Source organism: Bradyrhizobium sp. NDS-1 (assembly GCF_032918005.1).
GTDB classification, from domain to species: domain Bacteria; phylum Pseudomonadota; class Alphaproteobacteria; order Rhizobiales; family Xanthobacteraceae; genus Bradyrhizobium; species Bradyrhizobium tunisiense.
Map to the genome: position 1 here is coordinate 3,585,200 of NZ_CP136628.1, position 21,934 is coordinate 3,607,133.

The following is a 21,934-nucleotide window of genomic DNA, read 5'->3' on the forward strand; positions in this document are numbered from 1 at the left end:
TATAAACATTATCCATCGGGAAGAAAAGGAAAGCGGAGAACGGTCTGTCCTCGACCTTAGTCAGCCACGTTTCCCTGGCGGAACCGATTCACCTGCCGCCGCCGTTCACATTGGTGCGGCTGCGCGAGAGTGGCGACGCTTTTGCCCACGCATGCCGCATTGCACCGGAGAGTGGCGCCGGGACGCTCGTCTATGTCGGCCGCTTCGACCTGGCGGAGTTCGCGGTGGTGCTCGAGCCGGCCGAGCCGCTGCGCAGCGCGCGGCGCGCAATCTACGCCGGCATGGTCGCGCTCACTGATGCCTTGCGCGCCTACGCGCCGCCGAGCAAGCCCATCACGATCGGTTGGCCGGACGCGGTCAGGATCGACGGAGGCTTGATTGGCGGCGGGCGCTTGGGTTGGCCTGTCGCGGCCAATGAGGAGGCGGCGCCGCCATGGCTGGTGTTCGGCGCGATGATCCGGACGGTCGCCATGAACGACGAGGAGCCGGGTGTCCATCCGCTTGCCTCGGCGCTCGACCAGGAGGGCTTTGGCGAAACTGGTGCGGCGCAGATCACCGAGAGTTTTGCCCGGCACCTGATGCTGGCGTTCGACGGCTGGCGGGCCGATGGCTTTGACGGCGTCGCGCGCGAATATCTGTCCCGCATGCCGCGCGAACGGCAGACCGTCCAGCGCATCGACGATGACGGTGATCTCCTCACGCGCCGGATCGGGGCGGGCACGATTGAACGTCGCAACCTCGTGCCGGCGCTCGCGATCCCGTCCTGGTTCGATCCGGCGCTCGGAGGTCCGCGGCGATGAAGCTCCTGCGGACCATCGCGCTCGATCCTTCCGATACATTCGTGTTCGACGCGGCGGCGGAGCCGGGCGAATGGGCCGTCTCCGGTGCCTTCCGCTTCTGGGATTGCGATGCGGCGACGCTCGAGGGCAAGGCGCGCGCGGCGTTTCGCGGCGGTTTCCTCGGGGTCCAATCCTGGGGCTGGTCGACGCTGGCGCAGATCGTTCCGGCGACCGAGGACGATTATCGCAGCCTGGTCGATCTCCTGGCCAGGCAACTCGTCGATCGCTTCGGTGCGCCGGACGTGGCGACCGCGAAGGCGGCGGCAGAAGAGGAGGTGGCGTTCTCCCAGTCGCTTTGCAGCCATCCGATCAGCTCGCTTATTGCAGTGCACCGCGCGGTGAGCGAGGGCGAGGTCCGCGAGTCTTTCCGCCGGCTGCAACTTCGCGAGGGGCAGGGACACGGCAAGGCCTTCTCGTTCATGGAAATGGAGGATGAGGTCGAGCCTGACAGCAGTCTCAGGCTTGTGGATCTGGGCCGGGGACCAACTGTCAGATGAACGATTTCTGGATCGCCTGCGGCCATCATCTGCTCGATCGCGACGAGGGTGGCGGACTTCGTGTCACCGATGAATTCCTCAAGGCCTATTTTGCCCGCCCCGAATTGATGCCGCCGGAGGATGCGTGCCCGGTCGAACGCCGGTTGCACCGCGAGCTGCTCGCCGATCCGCGTCAGGCGGTCGGCGCCGACGAGATTGCCGCGCTTGTCGACCCCGATGCCCGGGAGAACTGGCAGTTCGTGCTGGGGTTTCGCGATCTGTTGTTGCGGCATCCGACGCTCGAAGCCGCTTATCTCGCGTCGGTACGATCCGGCGGGGGTAACCTTCCGCCGCTCTTCGTCAACCAGCTCCTGCACGTCATTCTGCGTAACGCGCTCGACGGCTGCGACGATCCGTTCGTGCTGCGCGCGGCCGAGCTGTTCTTCCGGATTCAGCGGGTCCTGCCGCATGAACAGGCCGTGCTGCTCGGCGACGAGGAGGTCGTGGGCGGCCGGAGCCCGACCCCGGTGCTGTCCCTGATGTCGATGCTGGGAGCCACCACCGATGCGGTGGTCGACGTGCTGAGCGAAGAGAATGCCGACGCCTATTGGCAGCGCAGCGACCAGTTCGACATGGCTCTCGACCTCACGGCCGGCGGACGCGGACCGGTTGCGCTGGCACAGGTGATGACGCGCTGGATATCTCATCTGCTCGGCATCGACGTCATGATTGAGCCGCTGCGCGCGCTGAAGGACGAAAAGCTCACCTGGTATGTCGGGCTCGACGCCGACGCCACCAGGCTCGGGGACCGCCTCTGGCACGGCGAGGAGCTCGACCAGCGCAGCGCCGACCGGGTGCTCGCACTGTTCCGGCTGACCTTTGCGGACTCGAGCCGCGCGCTCGACGATGTCAGGGGCGAGCCGGTCTACTTGATCTTGTCGATGACGGCGGACCAGAAGGTTCGGTTGAAACCGCAGAATCTGCTGACCGGACTACCGGTGAAGGGCCCGGAGATGGCGACATGAGCCCTGCGGCGCGGCCCTTATTGTCGATTGCCATCGGTGTCGTGGTCGAGCGGCGCAAGGCCGATTCGCCTTGGGTCGATTTCGTCTGGCGCGCGATTGCTGTTTTGCCGGACGAGCCGGACACGCGACCCTGGACCTTGCTGCGCGAGCAGGAGGGCTCGACCCTGTTCTACGCCGGGCGTGGGACCGTAGATCTCTATCCATCCGAGACGGCGCGCTATCGCGACAATCTGGCTTCCGGTCATCCGAGCATATGGACCGTGCTGTCGCCTTCGGAGGGCGTGTGGCCCTATGCGGTCGCCGCGGTGACCGCCGATCCCGCGGAGGGCGAGGGCTTTACCGAAGCCGCCGACAATCTCGTCGAAGCGGTGCCGATGCCCGAGGTGCTGCGCGAGGCAATTGAAAGCTTCGTGGCCGAACACCATGTCGAGCGGGAATTCGTCAAACGCAAGCGGCGCCGCGCCGACCCGGAGGCGCTGGCGCGGCGCGAACATGAGGGCGGACAGGAATGAGCGAGGAGGAGTTCCTTGCACGTTGGTCCCGCCGCAAGCGCGATTCGCGAGCGGAGCCGGCTAAGCCTGCTGCGGCGCAGCCCGCGCCGCCTTCCGCGGTCAATGACGACGAGAGCGAGCTCGATCTCTCGAGCCTGCCGTCGATCGACGAGATCGATGCTGCGACCGACATCACCGCGTTCTTGCGCAAGGGAATCCCGCAGGACCTGGGTCGTGCGGCTCTTCGCCGCGCTTGGGCCGCCGATCCTGCCATTCGCGACTTCGTCGGTCTCGCGGAGAACGCCTGGGACTTCAACGATCCGACCGCGATGCCCGGGTTTGGGCCATTGGATTGTTCCTCGGAGGAACTGGCCGCACTCGTCGACCGGATCGTCGGCGGCGTGCGTGAGGCGGCGCAGTCTCTCCCCGAAGCGTCAATCGAAACGGCGAATTCTTCGGCGCAATTTCATCAAGCCGATGCGATAGCTCCATCCGACGTCGCGAAGTTGCCGGATGAGACGAAGCGGCCGCCAGTCCCTGTTGCAGTGCAGCCAACGGCGGCAGAGAGATTCGCGGATCTCGCTGAGCCTGTCAGGCCGCGAACGCATGGTGGTGCACTGCCGCGCTGAGCGAATAGACCAAAGACTATAGGGCCAGGCTATGAGCAGGCGATTGACGGTCCGCGGAACCACGATTACGCTTCGCCTAGTGCTTTGTAAAAAATAACAATATTCAGCAGACGGGACTCTTGGATGGGAGGTCCACGTGCGTGATGACGGGCTTGAACGCGCGATCGATGCCGCAGGCGGCATCGCTCAGCTTGCGCGCAAAATAGGCATCAGCCAGCCCTCCGTCTCGACTTGGTCCCGCGTGCCCGCACAACGGGTGATTGCAGTCGAAAACGCCACCGGTGTTTCTCGCAACGACCTGCGCCCCGATCTCTACGAACAGGCCATGCCCGCAGAACCCCTCGATCCCGTCGATGCCGCGCGCGGACGGGAATATGCATTGTTGGCGACGTTGCTGTCCGCGCCGCCGTCGAAACGATTGCTGGAACAGCTCGCTGCATTGGCCGGTGACGCAACGCCGCTCGGGCGTGCGCATGCCGCGCTCGCCGACGCCGCCGCAAGCGCAGCCCCAAGTCAAGTCGAGCGGGAATATTTCGATCTGTTCGTCGGGCTCGGTCGCGGCGAATTGCTTCCCTACGCGTCCTACTATCTCACGGGATTCCTCAACGAACGGCCGCTGTCGCGCCTGCGCGCAGACATGGCTGCGCTCGGCATCGAGCGGATCGTCAACAATTCCGAGCCCGAGGATCATGCCGCGATCCTGTGCGAGATCATGTCGGGCCTTGCCGACGGCTGCCTGGATGCTTCGCCCGAGGCTCAGCGCGCCTTCTTCGACAAGCACCTGTCGCCCTGGATGGGGCGGCTATTCGCAGACATGGAGAGCGCCGACAATGCGCGCTTCTATCGCGCCGTCGGTGCGCTCGGCCGCACCTTCATCGAGATCGAGACGGAAGCATTCACATTCGCCAATTGATCGACGCGCGTCGGTCCGGGAGAGATGCGATGAGTGACGAGACGAAAGCAAAGGTGGGACGCCGCGACTTCCTTCGCCAGGTCGGCATCGGCACGGTCGGCGCCGGCGCGACGCTTGCGACACCGCTGGTTGGCTCGGCGCAGGCGGACAGCGAGAACAACGATGAGAAGCGCAAGGCGCGCTACAAGGAATCCGATCACGTGAAGACGTTCTACCGCGTCAACCGTTATCCGGCCTGAGAGGAGGCTGCTCGTGCTTATCAAGCGAACACATCAGCGTTCCGATCGCCGCGGCTCCGTCGCCGAATCCCTTGCCGGCCAGGGCGAGGGACTTGATCGCCGTGCCTTCCTGCGCAGGTCCGGCCTCGCCGGCGGTGCTCTCGCCGCGCTGGGCGCCATGCCGGTCGGCAGCGTTCGGAAGGCCGAAGCGGCCACGGCCGGCCCGCTCGCGGCCGGCGCGGTCGTCAAGAAGAGCATCTGCACGCATTGCGCGGTGGGCTGCACCGTCACGGCCGAAGTGCTCAACGGAGTCTGGATCGGGCAGGAGCCGAGCTGGGATTCCCCGATCAACCGCGGCTCGCATTGCGCCAAGGGCGCCTCGGTGCGCGAGCTCGTGCACAGCGATCGCCGTCTGCGCTTTCCGATGAAGCTCGTGAACGGGCAATGGACGCGCGTGTCCTGGGACACGGCGGTGAACGAGATCGGCGACAAGCTGCTCCAGGTCCGCGAGAAGTCGGGCAGCGATTCCGTGTACTGGCTCGGCTCGGCCAAGATGACCAACGAGGGCTCCTACCTGTTCCGCAAGCTCGGCGCGTTCTGGGGCACCAACAACACCGACCATCAGGCCCGCATCTGCCACTCCACCACCGTCACCGGCGTCGCCAACACCTGGGGCTATGGCGCGATGACGAACAGCATCAACGACATGCGCAACTCCAAGACAATGCTGTTCATCGGCAGCAACGCCGCGGAAGCGCATCCCGTCAGCATGCAGCACCTGCTTGAAGGCAAAGAGCTCAACAAGGCGAACTTCATCGTCTTCGATCCGCGCCTGACCCGCACCGCGGCGCATGCCACCGAGTATGTCCGCATCCGTCCCGGCACCGACATTCCCGTGCTCTACGGCATGATGTGGCACATCCTGAAGAACGGCTGGGAGGACAAGGAGTTCATCGCCCAGCGCGTCTACGGGTTCGACGATCTGCGCAAGGAAGTCGAGAAGTGGAATCCGCAGGAGGTCGAGCGCGTCACCGGCGTGCCCGCAGCCCAGCTCGAACGTGTCGCCAAGGTGTTTGCAACGGTCAAGCCCGCGACCATCATCTGGTGCATGGGCCAGACCCAGCACACGGTCGGCACCGCCAATGTGCGGGCGAGCTGCATTGCCCTGCTGATGACCGGCAATGTCGGCAAGTCGGGCGCCGGCGCCAACATCCTGCGCGGCCATGACAACGTGCAGGGCGCGACGGATGTCGGTCTCGATATCGTGACTCTGCCATTCTATTACGGCCTCGCGGAAGGCGCCTGGAAGCATTGGTCGCGGGTCTGGGAGGTCGATTACGATTATCTGGTCTCCCGCTTCGACGAGAAGAAGCAGATGGAGACGCCAGGCATCCCGCTGACACGCTGGTTCGATGCCGCGCTGCTGCCGAAGGCCGATGTCGCGCAGAAGGACAACGTCAAGGCCGTCTTCGTGCAGGGCCATGCCAGCAACAGCATCACCCGCATTCCGGAATCGATGAAGGGTCTGAAGGCGCTGGACCTGCTGGTGATCGCGGATCCGCATCCGACGACCTGGGCGTCCTTGGCGGTGGAGGCGGGACGCAAGGATGGCGTCTACATCCTGCCTGTGGCAACGCAGTTCGAATGCGCAGGATCGCGCGTCGCCTCCAACCGCTCGATGCAGTGGGGCGAGCAGATCGTCAAGCCGATCTTCGAATCCAAGGATGATCTCGAGATCATCTATCTGCTGGCGAAGAAGTTCGGCTTCGCCGACAAGATGTTCAAGAACATCAAGGTCGAGAACAATCTTCCCGTCGCCGAGGACGTGCTGCGCGAGATCAACCGCGGAAGCTGGTCGACCGGCTATTGCGGACAGTCGCCCGAGCGCATCAAGGCGCACATGAAGAACCAGAACAAGTTCGATCTGGTGACGATGCGCGCGCCCAAGGACGATCCGGAAGTCGGCGGCGACTATTACGGCCTGCCGTGGCCGTGCTGGGGCTCGCCCGAGGTGAAGCACCCGGGATCGCCGCTGCTCTACAACAACAATCTGCACGTGATGGACGGCGGCGGCGCGTTCCGGCCCCGCTTCGGCATCGAACGCGAGGAAAAGCTGCCGGACGGGACGACGCGGAAAGTGAGCCTGCTTGCCGACAAGTCCTTTTCCAAGGGCTCGGAGATCGAGGACGGCTATCCCGAGTTCACGCTCGCCAGCCTGAAGAAGCTCGGTTGGGACAAGGATCTCACCGAGGCCGAAATGGCGACAATCCAGAGGGTCAACCCGGCCAATCCGGACGCGGTGTCCTGGGCGACGGACCTCTCGGGCGGCATCCAGCGCATCGCGCTGAAGCATGGCTGCGTGCCGTTCGGCAACGGCAAGGCGCGCATGAATGCGTTCGGTCTGCCGGATCCGATCCCGGTGCACCGCGAACCGATCTACACGCCGCGTGTCGATCTGGTGGAAAAGTATCCGACACTGCCCGACGCCCGGCAGTTCCGTCTGCCCAATATCGGCTTCTCCGTTCAGAAGGCGGCAGTCGAGAAGGGGATCGCAAAGCAGTTTCCACTCATCCTCTCTTCGGGACGGCTGGTGGAGTACGAGGGCGGCGGCGAGGAGACGCGCACCAACCCATGGCTCGCCGAGTTGCAGCAGGACATGTTCATCGAGATCAGTCCGGCCGATGCCGCCGACCGCGGCATCAAGGACGGCGGCTGGGTCTGGGTGAGCGGCGCCGAGAACAACTCGCGGGCGAGGATGAAGGCGCTCGTGACCGAACGCGTCGGCAAGGGCGTCGCCTGGATGCCGTTCCATTTCGGCGGCTGGCTCGGCGGCGCCGATTTGCGCAAGAACTATCCCGCCGGCACCGACCCGATCGTGCTGGGCGAGAGCGCCAACACGATCACGAGTTACGGCTACGATCCTGCAACCGGCATGCAGGAGCCGAAGGTCACGCTTTGTCAGATCGTCGCAGCTTGAGGAGCAACGAACATGGCTCGAATGAAGTTTCTCTGCGACGCTGATCGCTGCATCGAATGCAATGCCTGCGTCACCGCCTGCAAGAACGAGCATGAGGTGCCCTGGGGCATCAACCGGCGCCGCGTCGTCACCATCAACGACGGCAAGCCGGGCGAGCGCTCGATCTCGATGGCTTGCATGCATTGCACCGACGCGCCTTGCGCGGCGGTGTGCCCGGTGAACTGCTTCTACACCACCGCGGATGCCGTGGTGCTGCACTCCAAGGATCTTTGCATCGGTTGCGGCTATTGCTTCTACGCCTGTCCGTTCGGCGCGCCGCAATACCCGAAGGTCGGAAATTTCGGCTCGCGCGGCAAGATGGACAAATGCACCTATTGCGCCGGCGGTCCGGAAGCCGATGGCAGCAAGGAGGAGTACGAGAAATACGGCGCGAACCGGCTGGCCGAAGGCAAGCTGCCGCTGTGTGCCGAAATGTGCTCGACCAAATCGTTGCTTGCGGGCGACGGCGAGATCATCGCCCAGATCTACAAGGAGCGCGTCATGAAGCGCGGCTATGGCTCGGGCGCATGGGGCTGGAAGACCGCCTATCGCGAGTCGATCGAATCTTGAGCTAGGCAGCTAAGGGCGCGCAAGGCCGGGGAGGACGTGATGGCGTCATTTGGAAGGTTCATTCGCCTGGCTTTTGGCGTTTGCACGCTGCTTTCCTTGGTGATAGCGGCGCCCGCGAGTGCCCAACAGGTCAATCCGACGGCAAGCTCGGTCAAGGAGCAGCAGCTCCTCCAGGAGCTGAACCGGATCCAGGGGCGCGTCAGCATTCCGGATCAGCGGTCCGGCGTTCTCGAGCAGCCGCAGGGACGGGAATGGCGGGAGTTCCGCATGGTGATGCTGCCCTGGATCGGCGGCATTGCCATCGTGGGAATGATCGCCCTGATCATGATCTTCTATTTCACACGCGGCATGGTTCGACTGGAAAGCGGTCGCTCGGGCCGCACCATCGTGCGCTTCAACGGCTTCGAGCGCTTCGTGCACTGGATGACGGCGACATGCTTCATCATCCTGGCGATCTCCGGCCTGAACGTTTCTTTTGGCCGGCAGCTGCTTTTGCCGCTGATCGGCTTCGAGGCTTTCTCGGAGTGGTCGCAATGGGGAAAATACGCCCACAACTATCTGAGCTTCCCGTTCACCCTCGGTGTCATCCTGATCTTCCTGATGTGGATCGGTGGCAATATCCCGAGCAAGGTGGATATCGAATGGGCCAAACGCGGCGGCGGACTGATCGGGCATGATCATCCGCCGGCCCGCCGCTTCAATGGCGGTCAGAAGATGATCTACTGGATCGTCGTGATCGGCGGCGGGCTCGTTGCGGCGAGCGGCTACGCGCTGATGTTCCCATTCTACGGCACGGGGATCGAGGGCATGCAAATGGCCCAGATCGTTCACTCGATCGTGGCGGTCTTGTTCGTCGCGGCCATGATCGGGCACATCTATATCGGCACCATCGGGATGGAGGGTGCGTTCGAGGCCATGGGCTCGGGCGAAGTCGACGTCAACTGGGCGCGCGAGCACCATAGCCTCTGGCTCGACGAGCAGAAGGCGCGAACGGGACCGAACGACGGACGGCCGCAGCCCGCAACGGAGGCGGCGGAGTAACGCGCGCAGCCTGAAGCGGGTAGCCGGCTTTATTGCGCCGGCTCTTTGCCGAACAAGACGGAACGGTCCTGGATGTCCTGTTCGGGGAGCAGGGCCGTTCGACCTGTCTGCATGCTTTGGATGGATGCCATGCCGCTCTGACCGGAACGGAACAGGGCATGCGAATTCAGCACGGTGCTGGCCGCACCGGCCAGAACGAGGGCTGCAATGAGCGGGAGCACGAGGCGTTTCATGCGCGTCTCCGTCTGCCATGTCCACCCGTCACGACTGATAGACGTACATTGTCCGGCCCGATGTGAGCCACTTCACAGGCAGCGGTTCCAATTGCATCGTCTTCCCAGCGGGACGGGATGAAGCGACGCAACTGACCAGCGTCGTGCGAACACACTCGCAAGCGTGCGGCGCGCGCCATGCGAGAGCTGGCTCATGAGGCCTTGGTATTAGCGGGCCGCACGCCGCGATCGTATCGATCAGATCCGCCGGACCTGTGTCGTGCTCGGAACCAAAGCCCTGCCATTGGCATTCAGTCGCTGAAATCGCCGCGTCGATGTCGACTGACGTCGCGCGGCGATGCGCTTGACGGTGGAGAACGATGAGGGACAGCGCTTCGGAAATCGCCGACATCAGGCAGGCCGTTCACCTCTGCATCGACATGCAGAACATTTTCGCCCCCGGCGGTCTGTGGGCGACACCTTGGATGGAGCGGGTTCTGCCGGCGATCGTCTCGATCGTTTCGCGCCACCAGGCCAGAACCGTCTTCACGCGTTTCATCACGCCGCAGGATCCGGAAGATCGTCCCGGTCAGTGGCAGAGCTATTTTCGTCGCTGGCATCAGGCGACCCGCAGGCATCTTCCGCCATCCGCGCTCGAGCTCGTGCCGGCGCTGAACAAGTTCGTTCCGCCGGCCGCCATCATCGACAAGCCGGCCTATTCCGCCTTCAGCAATCCCGCGCTGGCGAGCCTGCTGGCCGACAAGAATGTCGGCACGGTCGTGATATCGGGCGCGGAGACGGACGTCTGCGTGCTCTCGACGGTCCTGAGCGCCGTCGATCTCGGCTTCAGGATCGTCATCGTCGAGGACGCGCTGTGCAGCTCGTCCGACGTCGGGCATGACGCGCTCATGACGATGTACCGCACGCGCTTTCACGGCCAGGTCGACCTGATGACCGCGGAGGAGCTGTCGGAGTTCTGGCGCGAGTAGGGATGGACATCGCCCCAGGTCGAAAGGTGCGTCGCGGCCGATTCACATAGCCTAATGCGCGGCCGCCCCTAAACCGCCAAACTGTACGGGCTGGAAACAGGAAGGGGGCTGGACGGCGATGGATCGCATCGAACAGGCCTTTATCGCGACCGCGATCACGGGATTTCTGGTGATGATGGTGGCGTTCGCCTGGATGATGATGAGCTGACGCGGGAAGGCTTGACGTCTTGCGCGTCGCGCTACCTTACGCCGCGGTCCTGCTCTGCCTGGCGGTGACGGCCTGGCTCGCCTTCGCGCTTGTGTTTTGATCGTCGATCGGCTGCGAGCCCCAGCTGCGACCCCTTGGACCAGTGCTCTCCGGAATTCCGGCTGACCCGGCGCGCTTTCTCGCGGCGTTCCTGCTCCAGCGCGTCGCGCAGGCGCATGGCACTCACCAGATGGTCACGGCGGTGCTGCGTCGCCCGTCGCGGATTGACTGCGGACGAGGCTCGCAAGGTTCTGCACCATGGCCACGATGTCGATCGGCTTCTCCCAGAGCGGCACGTCCTGGAATTCCGGCTCGATGCTGATCCTGTCGTAGCCCGTGGTGAACACGAACGGCACCCGGCGTGCCCTGAGCTCGCGGGCAATCGGAAAGATCGGCTCGGAGCGGATGTTCACGTCGAGAACCGCGGCATCGAGCGCGCCGCCATCGTGCAGCATCTCGACAGCATCCTCGATGTGGCCGACGGGACCGGCGATCTCCGCGCCGAGCGTTCGCAGCGCGTTGCCGATGTCATCGGCGAGAAAATATTCGTCCTCGACCACGAGGATGCGGCGACCATTCAGTGGCACGCGTTGACGAAGCGATTTGGGCGATACCGGCATGATCCCTCCAGCGCTCCCTCCCTCCCAATTAGGAACATAAGGGCCAGAGGGCGCCTTGGTGAAACGATGCAACCGGAGGCGGGTTCCATGAGCCACCGCGACATCATCGTGATCGGGGGCTCCGCCGGAGCCACCCAGCCCTTGAAGCAGATCCTGAGCCGTCTGCCCGCGGACCTTCCGGCCGCCGTCTTCGTCGTCCTGCACATTCCCGCGCATGGCATCGGCATCCTCTCGACGGTTGCCAGCAGCGCCGGCCCGCTTCCGGTCCGGCAGGCCGAGAACGGCATGAAGATCGAGCCGGGCCGGGTCTATCTGGGCGCGCCGGACCATCATCTCCTGCTTGCGGAGGATCACATTTTCCTGGGGCGCGGGCCGCGCGAGAACGTGGTCCGCCCGGCCATCGACGCTCTGTTCCGTTCGGCCGCCCTCTATCACGGTCCCCGCGTGATCGGGGTGCTCCTGAGTGGTTTGTTGTCCGACGGCGCGGCCGGGCTCAACGCCATCAAGCGCTGCGGCGGGATGACCGTGGTCCAGGACCCCGCGGACGCCGTTTCCGACGAGATGCCGCGGCGCGCGATGGAAGCGACCACCGTCGATCTCTGCGTCCCCGGTGCCGGTATGGGCGACGTCCTGTCCGAGCTGGTCCGGGAGCAGGCCGGAGCCGCTTTGCCGATTCCGCCCGAGATCAGGCTCGAGGTCGAGATCGCGGCCGGGGACCGGATCGGCAGCGACAAGCTGGTCTCCATGGCTGAACCCGTTGCGCTGACTTGCCCGGCTTGTGGCGGCGTCATGTCCGAGGTCAAGGAATTGCGCCCGCTGCGCTTCCGTTGCCAGGTCGGTCACGCCTATGCGGCCGACGCGCTTGCCAAGGAGCAGGAGGGGCGCGTGGACGAAGCCCTGCGCGTGGCGCTGCGCATCATCGAGGAACGCGCCGAGCTGGTGCAGCGCATGGCCTCCGATGGTCGGCGGAGCGGGAGGCCCGCGGTCGCCGAGATGTACGAGGCGCGTGCGTCCGAGTATCGCGAATATGCCGACATGATCCGGCGCGTCGTGCTACAAGCGCTCGATCCGCCCCTGCACAAGCGGGAGGCTTAGAGCGCCTCATGGCCATCTCTCTTGCCGAATGGACCGCCCAGCTCAATGCCGAGCAGACTCTCCTGGTGAAAGCCGACAAGGACATCCAGGAAGGCTGGCAGCGCATCCGAAATCAGGAAGACCGGGTGCGCGAACTCATGGCAGGCGGTCACGATACGCGCCAGGCCGAACGGCTGGTCGACCTGCTCAAGCAGACCCTGGTCGAATGGGAGCGCCACCGCATCCTGATCGAGCAGCGTGTCAGGTATCTGCATGAAGCGGTCGAGGCGGGCTAGCCAGCGCGGGCCCCGCTGAATCCGGCACCGGGCTGGACATGGCGGCATATGCTGCTGCTTGGCCTTCGGGCCCCTGTCGCCGGATCGAAACAGGTCCGGCACATTTTTGTCTTTGATCTGTTGGGATAATATCGATTTCTGCTATTTGCAGGGGCCGGGCGGCCGTTGTTCCCGGTCAGCAAAAGAGAGCCACCAGGGTCATGAATGAAGTCGGCGACCAGCCGGTCGATGGAGCGCGCCAGATCAAGGTCCCGCTGATCATTGGCGTCGGCGCTTCCCCCGGTTCTCTGGACAGTATCGAGCGCTTCTTCGCCAAGCTGACCGTCGGCATCGATCAGGCCATCGTGCTGGTGCTTCAGCACCACGAGGCCTTCGATGAGCCGCGGCTGCGCGAGGTCGTGCGAAATTCCAACGGCGGCAAGGTCGCCGAGATTGCCGATGGCGATGCGGTCGAGGGCGGCACGATCTATCTGTGCCCGTCCGCGATGATCACCACCATCCGCGACGGTCGATTTGCGATCCGCAAGGCCGAGCAGGCGCCCGGCGAACGCGCCACGATCGACAGCTTCCTGGTATCGCTCGCGAAGGAGCGCGCCGAGCAATCGATCGGCGTCCTGCTTGCCGGCACCGGCGGTGACGGCACGCTCGGCACTGCGACGCTGAAGGATCACGGTGGTCTCGCCATTGCCGAAAGGGTCCCGGGTCATGAAGATGCCGACCATCTCATCAACGGCAATACCCCCGTTTCCATCGCGGACTACGTGTTGGCGCCCGAGCAGATCCCGGAGCACATCCAGGTCTATGCCCGGCATCTGCGGCGCCTGGAGGAGAAGCAGGGGTTTGACGAGGTTCTGGCCGCGGCCGCAACCTCGCTGTCGCGCATCGCGGATATCCTGCGCAACACGACCGGCAACGACTTTCACGGCTACAAGCAGAATACCTTCCTGCGCCGGGTGCAGCGGCGCATGCAGGTGGTCCAGATCGACGACATTCCCGCCTATGTCGATTTCCTGCGAAACGACAAGGACGAAGCGCAGCATCTTCTCAACGACCTCCTGATCGGTGTCACCGAGTTCTTCCGCGACAAGCGCGAGTTCGAGGTGCTCGAGACCCAGATCGTCCCGAAGATGTTCGAGGGCAAGGGCGCGGGCCAGCAGGTCCGCGTCTGGGTGCTCGGCTGCGCCACCGGCGAGGAGGCCTATTCCATCGGCATTCTCCTGCGCGAGCACATGGCGCGGATGGATTCGGCGCCGCAGGTCCAGATCTTCGCCACCGACATCGACGGACGGGCGCTGGCGACCGCGCGCGTTGGCCGCTACCGCACCAATATCGAGGCCGACATGACCAGCGAGCGCCTGGCGCGCTGGTTCGTCCGCGAGGGCGACACCTATTGCGTGGTCAAGGAGCTGCGCGAGATGTGCATCTTCTCGCAGCACAACGTCATCAAGGATGCGCCGTTTTCCAAGCTCGACCTGGTCTCCTGCCGCAATCTGCTGATCTATCTCAATGCCGAATTGCAGAACCGTGTGATCCCGCTGTTCCATTTCGCGCTGCTGCCCGACCGCTACCTGTTTCTCGGCAATTCCGAGAACGTCACCCGGCATCCCCAGCTGTTCGAGCCGGTCGAGCGCCGCGCCCGCATCTTCAGGAAGCTTGAGACCGGCGCGCGGCTGCCGCCGGAATTTCCGATCTCGACCGGGGCGGGCAGGGCGCCGGTCGAAGTATCGCCGGTTCGCTCCCTCAGCCCCGACGTCGGGCTGGAGCGCCGCGCACAGCGCATCGCGGAGCGCTATGCGCCGGCCTATGTCATCATCGATGACAATTTCCACATCCTGCACTTCTCGGGACGCACCGGCCGCTACATCGAGCCGACGGCGGGCGCGGCCACGCTCGACTTGCTCCAGCTGGTGCACCGCGATCTCCGGCTCGAATTGCGCACCGCCCTCAGCCGCGCGGCGGAGACCAACGAGCTGGCCCATGCAGGCCAAGTGCAGCTCGGTGTGAACGGTCATCGCGTCCTCGTCGACATCACGGTGGAGCCGATCCAGGAAGGGGCTAGCGGCCGCCGCAACTTCGTCGTGCTGTTCAAGGACGGTCCCATCCGCGCAATCGAGGCTGACCAGCACAATCCAAATCTGCTGGTGCGCACCGAGCACGTCGAGCGCCTCGAAGGCGAGCTGCGCACCATGCGCGAGCGTCTCCAGGCGACCATCGAGGAGCTCGAGAGCTCCAACGAAGAGCTGAAATCCTCCAACGAGGAATACCAGTCGCTCAACGAGGAATACCAGTCGCTCAACGAGGAACTTCAGTCGGCCAACGAGGAGCTCGAGACCTCGCGCGAAGAGCTGCAGTCGGTCAACGAGGAATTGACGACGGTCAACGGCGAGCTGGCGCACCGTGTCCAGGAACTGACGCGCGCCACCAGCGATCTCAAGAACTTCCTCGAGAGCACGCAGATCGCAACTGTGTTCCTCGACAACGATTTGCGCGTGATGAACTTCACGCCTGCGATCACGCAGATCCTGCATCTCGTCGAGACCGATGCGGGCCGGCCCATCGCCCACATCAAGGCCCGCATCCCCATCGAGGAGCTCTATGAGGACGTCCGCCGCGTGCTGCGCACGCTTGCCAGCGTCGAACGCGAGCTGAGCGCGCCGGACAGCGGCACGCGCTACATCGTGCGTATTCTGCCTTACCGCAGCATCGACAATTTCATTGCCGGGGTCGTCATTACCTTCATAGACGTCACCGCCATTACCCGCGCCGAGGAGCGCCAGCGCCTGCTGCTGGCCGAGCTCCAGCATCGTGTCCGCAACACGCTCGGTGTGGTGCGCTCGATCGCCCGCCGCTCCGCCGAGACAAGTTCCACCGTCCAGGAATACGCCTCGCATCTCGATGGCCGGATCAACGCATTCGCCCGTACCCAGGCGATGGTGACGCGCGATCCCGAAGGCGGCATCGACCTCGAATACCTCGTGGTCGAGGAGCTTCTGGCTTACAATGCCCATGAGGGTGAGCAGATGCGGGTCTCCGGCCCCAAGGTCCGCTTCCAGGCCAAGGCCGCGGAGACGTTTGCGCTCGCGATCCACGAGCTTGCGACCAACGCACTGAAATATGGCGCCCTGAGCCAGCCGAGCGGACGCATGGAGATCACCTGGCGCCTCGACGAGAGCAGGGAGCCTGCCGAGCTCGTGTTCGAATGGCGCGAGCGCGGCGGGCCGCAGGTCAAGCCGCCGCCGCGCAAGGGTTTCGGTACCGAGCTTCTGGAGCGCACGCTAGCATTCGAGTTCAAGGGGCGCACCGCATTGACATTCGACCCAGCGGGGTTGGAATGCTCGATCACAATTCCCCTCAGCAAGCGCATGTTCCACACACCGGTGGTGGCTGGCTGATGCCGTTGTCGACGCCCGATCGCAATGTGATGGAGCCGGCCATTCGCCGGCTGAGCACGCTGAGGCCATTGACGGCGGAGGCCCGTGCTTCACTCGAATATGCGATGCTCGAAGGGCTGCAACGCGTCGGCGCGGGCGAAGACCTCCTCTCGGAGGGTGATCCTGTCGACAGCGTCCGCATCGTGCTGTCAGGCTGGCTCTGCCGCTACAAAACGCTGGAGGACGGCCGGCGCCAGATCGTCAATTTCATTTTTCCGGGCGAGACTTGCGACGCCCATGCGTTACTGCTCTCGGTGATGGACCATTCCATTGCGACGCTGACGCCGGCGGTCTACGCCGAAATCAAGCGCGCGCGTTTCGAGAGCCTGGTGGCCGGCGACCGCTCGCTCGCCGAAGCGTTCTGGTGCGAGACGGCGGTCAACAACGCGATCCAGCGCGAATGGGCCGTCAATCTCGGCCGGCGCGTGGCGGTGGAGCGCGTGGCCCATCTGTTCTGCGAAATCTTCGAGCGGCTTCGTCCCGTCGGCATGGTCGACGGCAATTCCTGCGTCATGCCGGCGACGCAAATGGATCTCGCCGATGCGACGGGACTGTCGGTGGTCCATCTCAACCGCACCGTCCAGGAGCTGCGGGCGTCGGGCCTGATCGTGCTGCGCGATCGGACGCTGACCATCAGCGATCTCGACGCGCTCAAGGACGCGGCGTTGTACTCGCCGAGCTATCTGCAGCTCTATCGCCGCGGGTAAACCGCGACATGCCCCGGGCGGCCGGTCTCGGCCGAGGATCGATCATTCGACGATCGTGATCTCTTGAAGCGTCTTGACCCTGGGGACCCGCTCCTTGGGGAAGGGCTCGTAGCTCTTGCGGCCGAGAAACGTGTCTGGCGGAGACATCGCGAGCACATCCAACGCCTTGCGGATCGCCTTGCGCGCACGCGCGACGCGCTCTGCGTCAGAGAGCAATGGAACGTGAATGGTCGTTTGCATGGCCGCGCTCCCTGTTGTGCAGGCGGGAGCGCAAGCGGTCTCTCAGTCATCGACGTCTAGGGCAGAGCCTCAGCCGATGATGAGCGAATGATACTCCGATCGCAGCGATTTGGCCATGGAAACCGCAGGCCCTGGTCCATGCTGCTCAAGGCTTTTCGGTCCGTCCTGGCTCGGCCGCCCCAAGCTCCATGCATTCGGCTCGTTTGCGATACTCCTCCGCCATTTCCAGCAGAGCAGTTCGCGTTGCGGAGGAGGAACTGAGAGCGGCCTGATGCTCGCAGCTCTTCTGAAGCTGGCGATAATTGTCCATTTGCGCCAATCCAGGCTGGGCCACGACGTACTCAGTTTAGCAAAAGACGTCATCGGCTGACTTAACTCATGTTACGTTCTTGGCTCAGTTACGCCGTGAAGCGTTCCCGTCCGGGACGGCGCCACGAAACCGTTCCGCGTCTGGAAGGTTGTAGAGGCATCGCTTGCGCGATGATCTCAATCGGTAAGAACGCAACGGAGCGCTCCGACCCAACGATCAGGGAGAACGCCCATGTTGATGCGGCGTCGAGAGAGGCAAATGGATCCGCTGGAGATACGGCTTGCCGCCGAAGCGGAGCGACTGCGCGAACAGGCCGAGTTGCTTCCGCCCGGCGCAACGCGCGACGAGATGTTGCGCAGGGCGCGTCAAGCGGAAACCGGTTCTCAGATGAGCGAGTGGCTGCGGTCGCCGGGCCTGCAGCCACCGGAGTAGCGTCCGCCGAACGCGGCGGTGCTAACGCCGCTTCGCCGTTTTGCTGCGCCGGGTGTAAGGCGAGCGGTTGACCGGCCGCAGCGAAATCCCCTCGCGCTGCGCCTTGCTGCGAATGGCCGCGACCGGGCGCTGCAGCTTGATGCTCATGACGCCGGTCGGCGTGTTGCCTTTCGCGAGCTGCTTCAGCTTGCTCACATCAGCGGGCGTCCACGGTTGCCGCGAACGGCGTTTGTACGCGGGATTGGCCTTGCGCGGTCCCTTGCGGCCGATGGGTGAGCCAGGCCGCTTCCGTGCTGCTTTTGCCATGCTGGTCCTCCTTCAAGTCCTTAAGAACATACGAATCAGCATTTCGGTTCCGCAGCAGTGAGGCGCCGATGCGCGCATCACGCGCCGGTCGCGATCGCAAAATCGCGCGGCGTTAACTTATTGAAATGCTGGAACCGCTCGGTGCGGCGGAAGCTGCCAACCTTGCCGGCGGGGCCGCTCCCGCCGGGACCATTTCCACCCTCCGAAATCCGCTGTGAAAGTCCAATGACCGCAAAACGCAACCGCAGGAAACAGACCCAATCGCTCCAGGAGCGGTTGGCGGCATTCGCCGAAAAGGCTCGCGAGCACGCAAGCAGCCTGCCACCCGGCAAGGAGCGCGAGATGCTGCTTCGGCGTGCGAAACAGAACGAGATGACCTCGAACCTCACCGACTGGCTGAGCGCCCCGGTCTATCCGAGGCGAGGCGGTGACCATGCGTAGCTTCAAGCATTACCGCGCGTTCGAGATCGAGCCGGACGGGCGCGTGTTCGGATGCATCAACCTCGTCTGCGACGACGACGAGCAGGCCAAGCGCGAAGCCGCCGCGCTCGTGCGGGTCCATCACATCGAGCTGTGGCGACTGGATCGGCGGATCGCGCGATTCGATGTGCCGGCGGAAGCGGCTCGCCAGTAGGCGTTGAGGAACCGCGTGCAGCGTCCCGGGTTGGTCGGATACCGACTTCGCCGGGAGCCAGCATGACGGACGCCGAAATTCGCAAGGGGATGCCGCCCGTCAAGCTGTCGCGCGGAGAGTTCGAGCGGCGTTACAACAGCCAGTTCGTCGATCCCGCCTTTGCGCCGCTGCAACGCGAACGCGACGCCATCGTCGGCGCTGCCTGGGACGCCTACAGCCATTCGCGCAAGGCGCCGCTGACGCGAAAGGCGGGCGCGGGCTTCTCCGATCCCGACTACGATCTCGCCATCGACTGGCTCGATGCGCGCGCAAAGATCCTGGAAGCGCAGCGGCGGCATGACGATGCGGAGGAGACGCCGCGCATCCTCGTCATCAACGGCTCGGCCCGCAGCGAGCACACCTGTCCCGGCGAGATGTCCAAGACCTGGCGCCTGGTCAAGCTGGCCGAGCCTGTCTTCACGGAGATGGGGTTCGCCGTCGACGTCCTCGATCTGTCGCGCCTCGCCTCCGAATTCGGCAAGACCATCTATCCCTGCAAATCCTGCGTCGCAACCGCGATGCCGCTCTGCCACTGGCCATGCAGCTGCTATCCCAACCATTCGCTGGGGCAGACCCACGACTGGATGAACGAGATCTATCCGCTGTGGGTCGCCGCTCACGGCATCCTGATCGTGACGCCGGTGAACTGGTACCACGTGCCTTCGGGGCTCAAGGCGATGATGGATCGCATGGTCTGCGCCGACGGCGGCAATCCCGATCCGACCTCGACGCACGGCAAGAAGGCTGCTGAAGCCAAGGCGATGGAGCTGAAGGGCTGGCCCTATCCGCGCCATCTCGCCGGCCGTCATTTCGGCGTCGTCGTCCACGGCGATGCCGTCGGTGCCGAGGGCGTGCGCCGCGCCTTGTCGGACTGGCTGACCGACATGCAGCTGGTCTCGGCGGGGCGCTTCGCCGAGATCGACGGTTATGTCGGCTACATGGAGCCGTACGCCACCTCGCATGGTGCGCTCGATGAAGACAGGAAATTCCAGCAGGAGGTGCAGAACGCGGCGCGCGCGCTGGGCAATGCCGTCCGGCTGGCGAGAAGCGGGCGCCTCCAGGAGCCCGGCGCCGGACTTGCTGACCCGAACCCGAAATGACCGGTGCGCGGCTTGATTGCCTGGTCATCGGCGGCGGCCCTGCCGGGCTTATGGCCGCGATCTATCTGGCGCGCTTCCGCCGCAGCGTCTGTGTCGTTGACGCGGGGGCGAGCCGGGCCGCGCTGATCCCGCGCAGCCACAACGTTCCCGGCTTCGTCCACGGGCTGTCAGGGGCGGATCTGATCGCCCGCATGTCGGCGCAGCTCGACGACCTCGCCGTCGCGCACGTGGAAGCCGAGGTCACCGCGTTGCGGCGGCACGATCTTGGTTTCGAGGCGAGCTGGAACGGCGAGGAGCATGCCGCCGCCACCGTCATTCTCGCCAGCGGCATCGTCGACACCCATCCGCCGTTCCGGGAGTGGCGCGCTGCCGTCGCGGACGGGCTGTTGCGCTATTGTCCTGTCTGCGACGCCTTCGAGGCGGCCGGCCAACGCATCGGCGTCATAGGCCCACTTCACCGCGCGGCCAGCAAGGCGCTGTTCCTGCGCGGCTACTCGCGCGACGTGACGCTGCTCGCGATCGGCCGGGATGACGAACGGAGCGCACCATCGGAGCTGACCGAGGCGGGCGTCGAAATCCTGTTCGCGCCCGATTTGCATCTACGGCGGAGGGGCGGGGGCATCGAGGCCGTCTTCGGCGATGGCCGGACGCTGCAATTCGACACCGTCTATCCGGCGATGGGCGCCGAGGTGCGTTCGCAACTCGCGCTGTCGCTGGGGGCCGAGCATGTCGGAGAAGGCTTTCTGAAAGTCGACGACCATCAACGCACCTCGGTCAGCGGACTCTACGGGATCGGCGACGTCGTCACCGACCTGCACCAGATCTCGGTCGCGTTCGGCCACGCGGCGGTCGCCGCGTGCGCGATCCACCACAGCCTGCCGCGGCGCTTGGCGTGACGGGGAACGAAGCGCGCGGCTTCGCCTTGGTTGAGCGGGACGCGTGACGTCGGCGCGTAGCGCCGGCCTGAAGGAGCAAGCCCATGCTGGAAGAGAAGCTCAAGGAGGCCATCATCGGCGAGTTGCAGCGGCAAGCCGCCAACCGGCCGCAAGCGCTGAAGGTTCAAGGCGCGGACGATGCGAAGGGCTCGGAGGAGCTGATCGTCAATGGCAGGATCGACCTCGGCGCGTTGGCGATGGTGGTTGCGGGATCAGTCGCCGGCGGGCCTTAGCCATATTCCTCGCCGATGCCGTATTCCCGGTAGATCTCCAGCGGGTCGAGATCGGGAAACAGGCGGCATTTGGCCTGGGCGAGGTGCAGGCTCACCGCCGCGGGCTCCTTGCCGTTCGAGAGCATCTTGCGGATGTCGTCCATATGCGCGTTCGGCCGGTGCTTCGGTTCGAGCTGCTCCAGTGCGACCAGGGCGGTCGCGAGGGCCTCGGTCAGAACCCAGTCGTCGTGGCCGGTGATTCCCTTCTTCGGCATCGGCAGACCCCAGCTGTGGCGGCAGGGCGCAGTCTATCGCGACTTCCGCCGAAAAAGCCATTGCTGCCCCAGCGGCGAGAAAAGGGGCGAGGGCGCACTCCGCCTTTGCATTATGGCCGCGTGTGGCTAAAAGGCGGCGACTTGCGGGACGATGGTATCTTTGTCGAAACAAAGTTGGCGTAGACGGGGCGCCACGCATCCAGGTCGGCCGTTCCGGTCTGGGTCCCCGATCCGAATTTCGCAACACCATTGAGTTGCGCCCCTCAAGGTTCGAGCCAGCATGGTTTTCCTCAGCTTCGTCTACCGCTTCATGACCAACTTCGCATTCATGGCGATGGTCTATTTCAGCCTGAACTTCATGGAGAAATACCAGAACCGGGCGATCATCGCGATCCTGGTGCTGGTCTATAGCGGGATGCGTGCGGCCTCGACGCTTCGCGCATTCTATTTCTTCCAGAAGATCGAGAAGCTGGAGGCCGAGACGCGGCGACTGCAGGGCCCGATCAATGACGGCACCGGGGGAACGAACGCGCGCAAGCAGGTGGTCGTCGACGTCGCCCGGCTGCGGCGCGACGGCGAGCTCAAATCCTATATGGACCTGTTCTTCCTGGCGCTGATCGTGCTGCTCTGCGTCGCCGCCATCATGCGGACGTAGAA

At 64.6% G+C, this 21,934-nt stretch carries 28 protein-coding genes; 22 read left to right on the plus strand and 6 right to left on the minus strand.

The window, feature by feature from the left end; genetic code table 11:
• Positions 1–113 precede the first annotated feature (113 nt).
• The 10 genes from RX330_RS16845 (at position 114) to RX330_RS16890 (ending at position 9,218) form a co-directional block, all read left to right on the plus strand.
• Complete coding sequence (locus RX330_RS16845) at positions 114–800, plus strand: biotin/lipoate--protein ligase family protein (RefSeq protein ID WP_317243915.1); 687 nt, start codon at positions 114–116, stop codon at positions 798–800.
• Positions 797–1,336, plus strand: a complete 540-nt coding sequence (locus tag RX330_RS16850; RefSeq protein WP_317243710.1) for a DUF6505 family protein — start codon at positions 797–799, stop codon at positions 1,334–1,336. Before RX330_RS16845 ends, RX330_RS16850 begins: the two co-directional genes overlap by 4 nt.
• A complete protein-coding gene (locus tag RX330_RS16855) occupies positions 1,333–2,340 on the plus strand; it encodes a DUF6352 family protein (RefSeq protein ID WP_212092872.1) in 1,008 nt (335 codons plus the stop codon). The genes RX330_RS16850 and RX330_RS16855 overlap by 4 nt, the downstream gene beginning before the upstream one ends.
• Entirely contained in the window at positions 2,337–2,852 is a 516-nt protein-coding gene (locus RX330_RS16860; protein ID WP_212092873.1) for a DUF3305 domain-containing protein, read from the plus strand. Before RX330_RS16855 ends, RX330_RS16860 begins: the two co-directional genes overlap by 4 nt.
• Positions 2,849–3,460 carry a DUF3306 domain-containing protein gene (locus tag RX330_RS16865; protein WP_317243711.1) on the plus strand — a complete coding sequence of 204 codons (612 nt, stop codon included), beginning with the start codon at positions 2,849–2,851 and terminating at the stop codon, positions 3,458–3,460. Before RX330_RS16860 ends, RX330_RS16865 begins: the two co-directional genes overlap by 4 nt.
• A 136-nt stretch (positions 3,461–3,596) precedes the next feature.
• The gene (locus RX330_RS16870; RefSeq protein ID WP_212092875.1) at positions 3,597–4,373 is read left to right on the plus strand and encodes a molecular chaperone TorD family protein; all 777 of its coding nucleotides are present in this window, start codon (positions 3,597–3,599) and stop codon (positions 4,371–4,373) included.
• A gap of 29 nt (positions 4,374–4,402) precedes the next feature.
• Entirely contained in the window at positions 4,403–4,612 is a 210-nt protein-coding gene (locus tag RX330_RS16875; RefSeq protein WP_061848651.1) for a twin-arginine translocation signal domain-containing protein, read from the plus strand.
• A gap of 13 nt (positions 4,613–4,625) precedes the next feature.
• Positions 4,626–7,568 carry a formate dehydrogenase subunit alpha gene (locus RX330_RS16880; RefSeq protein WP_317243712.1) on the plus strand — a complete coding sequence of 981 codons (2,943 nt, stop codon included), beginning with the start codon at positions 4,626–4,628 and terminating at the stop codon, positions 7,566–7,568.
• Between the two features lie 12 nt (positions 7,569–7,580).
• Positions 7,581–8,177, plus strand: a complete 597-nt coding sequence (gene fdh3B / locus RX330_RS16885; protein ID WP_008553076.1) for a formate dehydrogenase FDH3 subunit beta — start codon at positions 7,581–7,583, stop codon at positions 8,175–8,177.
• Between the two features lie 39 nt (positions 8,178–8,216).
• Positions 8,217–9,218, plus strand: coding sequence for a formate dehydrogenase subunit gamma (locus RX330_RS16890; RefSeq protein ID WP_317243713.1), 1,002 nt, complete (start codon positions 8,217–8,219; stop codon positions 9,216–9,218).
• 29 nt (positions 9,219–9,247) lie between these two features.
• Here the strand turns inward: RX330_RS16890 and RX330_RS16895 are convergent, their stop codons facing one another.
• Positions 9,248–9,451, minus strand: a complete 204-nt coding sequence (locus RX330_RS16895) for a hypothetical protein (protein WP_317243714.1) — start codon at positions 9,449–9,451, stop codon at positions 9,248–9,250.
• 359 nt (positions 9,452–9,810) lie between these two features.
• Between RX330_RS16895 and RX330_RS16900 the strand changes: the two genes are divergently transcribed.
• Positions 9,811–10,419, plus strand: a complete 609-nt coding sequence (locus RX330_RS16900; protein ID WP_317243715.1) for a cysteine hydrolase family protein — start codon at positions 9,811–9,813, stop codon at positions 10,417–10,419.
• Positions 10,420–10,658: 239 nt separating this feature from the next.
• Here RX330_RS16900 and RX330_RS16905 read toward each other — a convergent pair whose 3' ends face one another.
• Positions 10,659–10,844 carry a hypothetical protein gene (locus tag RX330_RS16905; protein WP_317243716.1) on the minus strand — a complete coding sequence of 62 codons (186 nt, stop codon included), beginning with the start codon at positions 10,842–10,844 and terminating at the stop codon, positions 10,659–10,661.
• A 16-nt stretch (positions 10,845–10,860) separates the two neighbouring features.
• Entirely contained in the window at positions 10,861–11,286 is a 426-nt protein-coding gene (locus RX330_RS16910; protein ID WP_317243717.1) for a response regulator, read from the minus strand.
• An 87-nt stretch (positions 11,287–11,373) separates the two neighbouring features.
• On the opposite strand from RX330_RS16910, the gene RX330_RS16915 reads away from it, so the two are divergent.
• The 4 genes from RX330_RS16915 to RX330_RS16930 all read left to right on the plus strand — a co-directional run bounded on the left by RX330_RS16915 (position 11,374) and on the right by RX330_RS16930 (position 16,794).
• Entirely contained in the window at positions 11,374–12,381 is a 1,008-nt protein-coding gene (locus RX330_RS16915; RefSeq protein ID WP_317243718.1) for a chemotaxis protein CheB, read from the plus strand.
• Between the two features lie 8 nt (positions 12,382–12,389).
• Positions 12,390–12,656 (plus strand): hypothetical protein, encoded by a 267-nt coding sequence (locus RX330_RS16920; protein ID WP_317243719.1) that lies wholly within the window; start codon positions 12,390–12,392, stop codon positions 12,654–12,656.
• 200 nt (positions 12,657–12,856) lie between these two features.
• Positions 12,857–16,048, plus strand: a complete 3,192-nt coding sequence (locus RX330_RS16925) for a CheR family methyltransferase (RefSeq protein ID WP_317243720.1) — start codon at positions 12,857–12,859, stop codon at positions 16,046–16,048.
• On the plus strand, positions 16,048–16,794 hold the full coding sequence (locus tag RX330_RS16930) for a Crp/Fnr family transcriptional regulator (protein WP_317243721.1): 747 nt from the start codon (positions 16,048–16,050) through the stop codon (positions 16,792–16,794). The genes RX330_RS16925 and RX330_RS16930 overlap by 1 nt, the downstream gene beginning before the upstream one ends.
• A gap of 42 nt (positions 16,795–16,836) precedes the next feature.
• Here the strand turns inward: RX330_RS16930 and RX330_RS16935 are convergent, their stop codons facing one another.
• Positions 16,837–17,034 carry a hypothetical protein gene (locus tag RX330_RS16935; RefSeq protein ID WP_317243722.1) on the minus strand — a complete coding sequence of 66 codons (198 nt, stop codon included), beginning with the start codon at positions 17,032–17,034 and terminating at the stop codon, positions 16,837–16,839.
• Between the two features lie 541 nt (positions 17,035–17,575).
• Here RX330_RS16935 and RX330_RS16940 point away from each other — a divergent pair.
• Complete coding sequence (locus RX330_RS16940; RefSeq protein ID WP_212092885.1) at positions 17,576–17,776, plus strand: hypothetical protein; 201 nt, start codon at positions 17,576–17,578, stop codon at positions 17,774–17,776.
• 21 nt (positions 17,777–17,797) lie between these two features.
• Here the strand turns inward: RX330_RS16940 and RX330_RS16945 are convergent, their stop codons facing one another.
• Positions 17,798–18,082 (minus strand): hypothetical protein, encoded by a 285-nt coding sequence (locus tag RX330_RS16945; protein WP_212092886.1) that lies wholly within the window; start codon positions 18,080–18,082, stop codon positions 17,798–17,800.
• A 225-nt stretch (positions 18,083–18,307) separates the two neighbouring features.
• Here RX330_RS16945 and RX330_RS16950 point away from each other — a divergent pair, with 225 nt between their 5' ends.
• From RX330_RS16950 to RX330_RS16970, 5 genes are all read left to right on the plus strand, one after another.
• Positions 18,308–18,523 (plus strand): hypothetical protein, encoded by a 216-nt coding sequence (locus RX330_RS16950; RefSeq protein WP_212092887.1) that lies wholly within the window; start codon positions 18,308–18,310, stop codon positions 18,521–18,523.
• Positions 18,516–18,716, plus strand: coding sequence for a hypothetical protein (locus tag RX330_RS16955; RefSeq protein WP_212092888.1), 201 nt, complete (start codon positions 18,516–18,518; stop codon positions 18,714–18,716). Before RX330_RS16950 ends, RX330_RS16955 begins: the two co-directional genes overlap by 8 nt.
• A gap of 62 nt (positions 18,717–18,778) precedes the next feature.
• A complete protein-coding gene (locus tag RX330_RS16960) occupies positions 18,779–19,855 on the plus strand; it encodes a flavodoxin family protein (RefSeq protein WP_317243723.1) in 1,077 nt (358 codons plus the stop codon).
• On the plus strand, positions 19,852–20,751 hold the full coding sequence (locus RX330_RS16965; RefSeq protein WP_317243724.1) for an NAD(P)/FAD-dependent oxidoreductase: 900 nt from the start codon (positions 19,852–19,854) through the stop codon (positions 20,749–20,751). Before RX330_RS16960 ends, RX330_RS16965 begins: the two co-directional genes overlap by 4 nt.
• A gap of 83 nt (positions 20,752–20,834) precedes the next feature.
• Positions 20,835–21,023, plus strand: coding sequence for a hypothetical protein (locus RX330_RS16970; RefSeq protein WP_317243725.1), 189 nt, complete (start codon positions 20,835–20,837; stop codon positions 21,021–21,023).
• Here RX330_RS16970 and RX330_RS16975 read toward each other — a convergent pair.
• Positions 21,020–21,277, minus strand: a complete 258-nt coding sequence (locus tag RX330_RS16975; RefSeq protein WP_212092892.1) for a hypothetical protein — start codon at positions 21,275–21,277, stop codon at positions 21,020–21,022. The two genes, RX330_RS16970 and RX330_RS16975, sit on opposite strands and share 4 nt — an antisense overlap.
• 280 nt (positions 21,278–21,557) lie before the next feature.
• Here RX330_RS16975 and RX330_RS16980 point away from each other — a divergent pair, with 280 nt between their 5' ends.
• Positions 21,558–21,932, plus strand: a complete 375-nt coding sequence (locus RX330_RS16980) for a hypothetical protein (protein WP_212092893.1) — start codon at positions 21,558–21,560, stop codon at positions 21,930–21,932.
• Positions 21,933–21,934 lie beyond the last annotated feature (2 nt).

Coding starts and splice junctions, on each gene's coding strand:
- RX330_RS16850 (WP_317243710.1), top strand. CDS start 797: ATGAAGCTCCTGCGGACCATCGCGCTCGATCCTTCCGATACATTCGTG.
- RX330_RS16855 (WP_212092872.1), top strand. CDS start 1,333: ATGAACGATTTCTGGATCGCCTGCGGCCATCATCTGCTCGATCGCGAC.
- RX330_RS16860 (WP_212092873.1), top strand. CDS start 2,337: ATGAGCCCTGCGGCGCGGCCCTTATTGTCGATTGCCATCGGTGTCGTG.
- RX330_RS16865 (WP_317243711.1), top strand. CDS start 2,849: ATGAGCGAGGAGGAGTTCCTTGCACGTTGGTCCCGCCGCAAGCGCGAT.
- RX330_RS16875 (WP_061848651.1), top strand. CDS start 4,403: ATGAGTGACGAGACGAAAGCAAAGGTGGGACGCCGCGACTTCCTTCGC.
- fdh3B (WP_008553076.1), top strand. CDS start 7,581: ATGGCTCGAATGAAGTTTCTCTGCGACGCTGATCGCTGCATCGAATGC.
- RX330_RS16890 (WP_317243713.1), top strand. CDS start 8,217: ATGGCGTCATTTGGAAGGTTCATTCGCCTGGCTTTTGGCGTTTGCACG.
- RX330_RS16895 (WP_317243714.1), bottom strand. CDS start 9,451: ATGAAACGCCTCGTGCTCCCGCTCATTGCAGCCCTCGTTCTGGCCGGT.
- RX330_RS16900 (WP_317243715.1), top strand. CDS start 9,811: ATGAGGGACAGCGCTTCGGAAATCGCCGACATCAGGCAGGCCGTTCAC.
- RX330_RS16905 (WP_317243716.1), bottom strand. CDS start 10,844: ATGCGCCTGCGCGACGCGCTGGAGCAGGAACGCCGCGAGAAAGCGCGC.
- RX330_RS16910 (WP_317243717.1), bottom strand. CDS start 11,286: ATGCCGGTATCGCCCAAATCGCTTCGTCAACGCGTGCCACTGAATGGT.
- RX330_RS16915 (WP_317243718.1), top strand. CDS start 11,374: ATGAGCCACCGCGACATCATCGTGATCGGGGGCTCCGCCGGAGCCACC.
- RX330_RS16920 (WP_317243719.1), top strand. CDS start 12,390: ATGGCCATCTCTCTTGCCGAATGGACCGCCCAGCTCAATGCCGAGCAG.
- RX330_RS16925 (WP_317243720.1), top strand. CDS start 12,857: ATGAATGAAGTCGGCGACCAGCCGGTCGATGGAGCGCGCCAGATCAAG.
- RX330_RS16930 (WP_317243721.1), top strand. CDS start 16,048: ATGCCGTTGTCGACGCCCGATCGCAATGTGATGGAGCCGGCCATTCGC.
- RX330_RS16935 (WP_317243722.1), bottom strand. CDS start 17,034: ATGCAAACGACCATTCACGTTCCATTGCTCTCTGACGCAGAGCGCGTC.
- RX330_RS16940 (WP_212092885.1), top strand. CDS start 17,576: ATGTTGATGCGGCGTCGAGAGAGGCAAATGGATCCGCTGGAGATACGG.
- RX330_RS16945 (WP_212092886.1), bottom strand. CDS start 18,082: ATGGCAAAAGCAGCACGGAAGCGGCCTGGCTCACCCATCGGCCGCAAG.
- RX330_RS16950 (WP_212092887.1), top strand. CDS start 18,308: ATGACCGCAAAACGCAACCGCAGGAAACAGACCCAATCGCTCCAGGAG.
- RX330_RS16955 (WP_212092888.1), top strand. CDS start 18,516: ATGCGTAGCTTCAAGCATTACCGCGCGTTCGAGATCGAGCCGGACGGG.
- RX330_RS16960 (WP_317243723.1), top strand. CDS start 18,779: ATGACGGACGCCGAAATTCGCAAGGGGATGCCGCCCGTCAAGCTGTCG.
- RX330_RS16965 (WP_317243724.1), top strand. CDS start 19,852: ATGACCGGTGCGCGGCTTGATTGCCTGGTCATCGGCGGCGGCCCTGCC.
- RX330_RS16970 (WP_317243725.1), top strand. CDS start 20,835: ATGCTGGAAGAGAAGCTCAAGGAGGCCATCATCGGCGAGTTGCAGCGG.
- RX330_RS16975 (WP_212092892.1), bottom strand. CDS start 21,277: ATGCCGAAGAAGGGAATCACCGGCCACGACGACTGGGTTCTGACCGAG.
- RX330_RS16980 (WP_212092893.1), top strand. CDS start 21,558: ATGGTTTTCCTCAGCTTCGTCTACCGCTTCATGACCAACTTCGCATTC.